Source organism: Burkholderia sp. 3C, assembly GCF_054589155.1.
In genome coordinates this window covers 30062-35738 of the sequence record NZ_BAAILN010000154.1, presented here as the reverse complement: position 1 = coordinate 35738, position 5677 = coordinate 30062, and the positions used below count along the sequence as shown (strand labels likewise).

The 5677-nt window shown below is 67.8% G+C and carries 4 protein-coding genes; all 4 read right to left on the bottom strand.

The genetic code is table 11. The features are described 5' to 3' along the window. Positions 1–47 precede the first annotated feature (47 nt). Positions 48–1202 (bottom strand): porin, encoded by a 1155-nt coding sequence (locus ACYP33_RS32335; protein WP_414441023.1) that lies wholly within the window; start codon positions 1200–1202, stop codon positions 48–50. A gap of 225 nt (positions 1203–1427) precedes the next feature. Further along, on the bottom strand, positions 1428–3110 hold the full coding sequence (locus ACYP33_RS32330; RefSeq protein ID WP_459625251.1) for a GMC family oxidoreductase: 1683 nt from the start codon (positions 3108–3110) through the stop codon (positions 1428–1430). A 32-nt stretch (positions 3111–3142) separates the two neighbouring features. Further along, positions 3143–4360 carry a mandelate racemase/muconate lactonizing enzyme family protein gene (locus ACYP33_RS32325; protein ID WP_459625250.1) on the bottom strand — a complete coding sequence of 406 codons (1218 nt, stop codon included), beginning with the start codon at positions 4358–4360 and terminating at the stop codon, positions 3143–3145. Next, a complete protein-coding gene (locus ACYP33_RS32320) occupies positions 4360–5667 on the bottom strand; it encodes an MFS transporter (RefSeq protein ID WP_459625296.1) in 1308 nt (435 codons plus the stop codon). The genes ACYP33_RS32325 and ACYP33_RS32320 overlap by 1 nt, the downstream gene beginning before the upstream one ends. Between the last annotated feature and the right edge of the window lie 10 nt (positions 5668–5677).

Genomic DNA, 5677 nt, shown 5'->3' with positions numbered 1-5677 from the left:
CCGCGCCGCCCGGCTCGGGCGTCGCGCGGGCGCGGGCGCGGGCCGCGTCAGAACTTGTGACGCAGCGCGAGCCGCACGGCCACCTGGTTCGACGTCGACGCAGGGCCGTCGGTGCCGAGCACGAAGCCCGAATCGAGGATCGAGTTCGTGCGGTTGCCCGTGACCTTCGACAGCGCGCCTTGCAGGTAGATGTCGGTGCGCTTCGACAGGTTGTAGTCGGCCATCAGCCCGATCGTGTGGATCTTCGGGCTGACGTTCTGCGCGGACGAATCGTATTTTTCGAGCGACAGCACGTATTCCGCGCCGACGAAGAATGACTGGCTCAGTTGCAGCATGCCGTTCAGTTCGAAGTTCTGGTATTTCAGCGCGTTGAGCGTGGTGCCCGGCGCGACGATCGCGGCCGGCGAGCCCAGATAGATGTTGCCGGTGGGGTTCTTGTAGTTCGTGTTCGAGTACGCGAAACCCACGGTGGCGATGCCGAACGTGTAGTTCACGCCCACCCCGAAGATGCGCATGCGCTCGGCCAGGAAGCTCGCGTCGTTGCTGGCGATCGCGCCGGCCGCCGTCGCGCCCGGATGGTTCGCCTGCAAATAGGCCGCCGCCACCAGCAGGCCGCCGCGCGTGTATTGCGCGCCGACGCTCCAGGTGCGGTCGTTCGCGAAGCCGGTGTCGTTGCTGAACGCGTACGCGCCGCCGAAGCGCAGGCCGTTGAAGTCGGGGCTGGCGTACTTGACGGCGTTGTCGAGGCGGAACGAGTTGTCGGTGTTGTCGTTGTCGTACGGGTGCGAGAACAGGTAGCCGGCCCAGTTGCCGTTGGCCGTGGTCGGCGCGAAGTAGTCGACCACCGAATCGTACTGGCGGCCGAGCGTCACCGTGCCGAGGCGCTTGTCCTGCAGGCCCACGTAGGCTTGCCGGCCGAACATGCGGCCGCCTTCCTGCGCCTTGCCCGAGCTGGCGTCGAAGCCGTTTTCGAGCTGGAACACGGCCGACAGCCCGCCGCCCAGATCCTCGTTGCCCCTCAGCCCCCAGCGGCTGCCCTGCGCATAGCCGCTGGCCATTTCGAGCGCGCCGCCCTTGCCGCCGATGTTGTTGGTGTAGTTGAGCCCCTCGTCGATCACGCCGTACAGCGTGACGCTGCTCTGCGCGAATGCCGGGGTGGCGACGGCCGCCATGACGGCGAGTGCCGCGATGCGCTTTTTCATTTGGATCTCCGAATCGTTTTGTCTGTTGTCGTTCGATAAGGGCCGGGAAGCCCGGGCCGGGGTGTGATGCGGGCGCCGGCAATGGAACCGGTGCCCGCGGTCAGGCCGGCGCACGGCGGGCGAGGCCGCGTGCCGGCAATCGGTCGCCCGCTGCCGTGCGCGCCGCGATCGCGGCGTGCACGGGTGTCTCCTGGGGGCGGGCGGGAAAAACGTTGAAGCGGGGTGTCAGCCGGCCATCGCGGTGGCGCGGGGGCTGGCCGTGCCCGATGCGGCTTGCGCGGCGGGCGCCGCGCGGGCGTCGTCGAGGATCAGGTCCGCGCCTTTCTCGGCGACCATCATGGTGGGCGCGTTGATGTTGCCCGAGGTGATGTTCGGGAACACCGAGGCGTCCACCACGCGCAGCCCCGCGAGGCCGTGCACCTTGAGGCGGGCGTCCACCACGGCGGTGGCCGGGTCCGGGCCCATCGTGCACGAGCCGCACAGGTGGTAGATCGAACCGGATTGCTCGCGGAAGTACTGAAGGAAATCCTCGTCGCTCTGCACGGCCGGGCCGGGCGAGATCTCCTCGATCGTCATCGCGCGCAGCGACGGCGCCATCATCAGCTTGCGGATCAGCTTGCTGCCCTGCACGGCTTCGGCCAGGTCCTTCTCGGTATCGAGCGCGTTGATGCGGATCTTCGCGGCATCCTCGGCGCGGCCCGAGGCCAGTTCGATCGAGCCACGGCTGGTCGGGCGACACGGGTTGAAGGCGATCAGGAACCCTGAATACGGTTCGGGCTTGATGCTGGCGCGGTTGCTCTTCGGAATCCGGTAGGACAGCGGATTGAAATAGAGCTGGAGGTTCGGCTCGCTCTCGCCGCCGTCGCCACGGAAGAAGCCGCCGGCCTGGTTCACGCTCATCGCGAGCGGGCCGCGCTTTTGCAGCAGGTAGCGCAGGCCGATCTTCATCTTGCCGAACAGCGTGCCCATCTCGTCGTTGAGCGTCGGCCGGTTGGCCTTGAAGTAGAAGCTCACGCACAGGTGGTCCTGCAGGTTCCGGCCGACCGCCGGCAGTGCGTGCACCACCGGAATGCCGTGCTTGGCGAGCCTTACCGGATCGCCCACGCCCGACAGTTGCAGCAGCTTCGGCGTATCCACCGCGCCGGCGCAGAGGATCACCTCGCGGCGTGCCACGGCGTGCTGCTCGCGGCCTTCGTGCGCGTACGCCACGCCGGTCGCGCGCTTGCCGTCGAAGCTGACGCGGCGCGCCAGCGCTTCGCTGACCAAGGTCAGGTTCGGGCGCGACAGCGCCGGATGCAGGTAGGCCACGCCGGCCGAACAGCGCTCGCCGCGTCGGGTGTTCAGTTCGTAGATGCCGGCGCCCTCGAAGTGCGCGCCGTTCATGTCGGCCGTGCTCGGCATGCCCAGTTCGCGGCAGCCGGCCAGGAACTGGTGGACGATCGGGTGCACGTCGTCCGTCATCGGCGTGATGTGGATCTTGCCTTCGCTGCCGTGCCATTGCGGCGCGCTGGCGCCGAGCGGGTGCGTTTCGAGGCGGCGGAAGTAGGGCATCACGCTGTCGTAGGACCAGCCGCTGTCGCCGCTGGCCTTGGCCCAGTCGTCGTAGTCGATGCGCTGGCCGCGCACGTAGACCAGCGCGTTGATCGCGCCCGAGCCGCCCACCACCTTGCCGCGCGGGCAATACAGCTCGCGCCCGCCCAGCGCCGGCTCGGGTTCGCTGTAGTACATGTAGTTGTACTTGCGGTTGTAGTAGGTCTTGGTGAAACCCACCGGCACCTTGAACCAGGGCGAAGCATCGCGCGGGCCGGCCTCGAGCACGAGCACCGTGTGGCGGCCGTCGGCGCTGAGCCGGTCGGCGAGGATCGAACCGGCCGAGCCGGACCCGACGATGATGTAGTCGTATTCCATGTCTTGCTTCCTGCTTCTGCGCGCGGCGGGCTTCAGCCCTTGGCCGGCGAGTAATCGTTGACGTCGGCGGGTTGGGCAGCCATCTGCAGATGCAGGCGCTTGCCCGTGTACGGCGTATGCGCGCGCACCACGTCCATGTTCAGCTCGATGCCGAGGCCCGGCTCGTTCGACGGGATGATGTAGCCGTCTTCCCAGCGGATCGGCGTCTTGACGACCTCCGAATGGAAGCCGCCCCAGGTCATGATGCTTTCCTGGATCAGGAAATTCGGCGTGCAGGCGGCGAGCTGGATGCTCGCGGCCGCGCCGACCGGGCCGTTGTACAGATGCGGCGCGATCTGCGCGTAATGCACTTCGGCCAGCGTCGCGATCTTCTTCGCTTCGAGCAGGCCGCCCACGCGCCCCACGTTCATTTGCAGGATCGACGCGCCGCCGGCCTGCAGCAGCTTGTGGAATTCGTACTTGGTGGTCAGGCGCTCGCCGGTGGCGATCGGAATCGAGGTGTGACGCGCCACTTCGGCGATCGCCTCTTCCTGGCCCGGCGGCACCGGCTCCTCGAACCACAGCGGATCGTATTTCTCCAGCCGCTGCGCGAGCCGGATCGCCGACGACGGCACCATCTGGCCGTGCGTGCCGAACAGCAGGTCGGCCTTGCTGCCCACCGCCTCGCGGATCTTCCGGCAGAACGTTTCGCAGCGATCGAGCACCGCCAGCGAGAGCTGGTGGCCCGAATACGCCGTGTACGGGCCGGCCGGATCGAACTTGACGGCCGTGAAGCCGCGCTTGACGTTCTCGGCCGCGCATTCGGCGGCGAGATCGGGGTCGTCGTAGTCGTACTCGCCCTGCGCGTTCGTCGGATACAGATAGGTGTACGAACGCAGCCGTTCGTGGATCTTGCCGCCGAGCAGTTCATACACCGGCTTGCCGGCGGCCTTGCCGATGATGTCCCAGCACGCCATCTCCAGGCCGCTCGCGATCCCCATCATGGTCAGGTCGGGGCGCTGCGTGAAGCCGCTCGAATAGCAGGCGCGGAAGAAGCGCTCCACATGGTGCGGATCGTGATCGAGCAGATGGCGCTCGAAGACGTCGCGGATCGCGGGGATCATCACGTCGGGATGGAAGGTGGCCGCGTAGATCTCGCCGACGCCTTCGATGCCGTCGTCGGTCTTGAGCTTGACGAACAGCCAGTACATGCCGCCGACGTGCGGCGGGGGGACCGCCACGCTGAACGTTTCGAGTGAGACGATTTTCATCAGGATTCCTTCTGAGCAGAGAGACGGCGCTTGAGCATCACCGCCGCGCCCGCACCCACGAGGGCCACGGCGGCGATATAGCCGAAGTAGAGCTGATAGCCGGTGGCGCCCGGGAAGTTCTGGGTCGCGTAACCGTTGATGAGCGGGACGAACACGTCCGGCGAGTAGCCGAGCACCGAGATCAGGCCGATCGCGAGGCCCGAGCAGTGGGCCGGCACGCGGCAGTCGTCGAGCAGCGACCAGTACAGGCCGCGCACCGCGTAAGTCAGGATGCCGATGAACAGCACCAGCACCACCAGCAGCAATTGCGGCGTGGCCGCCGGCACCGTGGCGAGGCCGACCAGCGACAGCGCGGCCAGCACCAGCGCGCCGGCCAGCACCGAGACGCGCGACAGGCGGTCGCCGAGGTAGCCGCCGCCGATGCCGCCCACCGGGCGCATCCAGAGCTTGAGCGTGGTGATGAAGCCGGCCGCCGTGGTGCTCAGGCCGAAGCCGCCTTCATGCAGGTAGGCCGAGAAGCTGTAGGTGGCCCAGAACACCTGGTAGCCGCAGAACACGATCGCCGCGACCAGCCACAGCGACGGGTTCGAGGCCAGCGTGCGCAGGTCGGCCAGCAGCGCGCCCGGGCGGGCCGTGGCGCCGCCGGATGCCTGCGCCGAGCGCGGATCGCGCACGAAGCCGATCGCCACGCCCAGCACGATGCAGATCACCGCATACATGTGCACGACCAGCTTGAAGCCGCTCGCGTCGGTGCCGTCGTGATGGCGCGTGACGTACGCGAAGATCGAGATCGCGATGGTGGCGAGCAGCGCCTCCACCAGCCCGCGGCCGCCGTCGAGCAGGCCGAAGAAGCGGCCCTGCTCGCTGGCGCCCGCGATCATGTTGACGCGCTTGATCACCGCCGCCCAGAACGTCAGGCCGGTGGTGATGCCCCAGCCGCCGAACACCATCATCAGCGTCGTGAAGGCCGGCGCGGTGGCGTAGACGAAACCCAGCGCGCCGGTGCCGATCAACGAGAAGCAGATCAGGTAGCGCGGCGAGATGCGGTCGGCCAGCCAGCCGCTCGGCAGGTAGCTGATCAGGAACAGCGTGCCGAGCGAGGAATAGAGCAGGCCGAGCTGCACGTCGTCGATATGGAAGAACGTGAGCATCGTCGGCTGGTACACCTGCCGCAGGTACAGCATCGGGTAGATCGCACCGGCGGCGGCCACCAGCAGCAGCAACTGGGTATAGCGTTGCGCGCGGCTCGCGCTCTCGGACGGGGCCGCGGCAAGCGCCGCGGCGGAAGTGGGGGTGTGCGCCGACATGGTCAGTTCT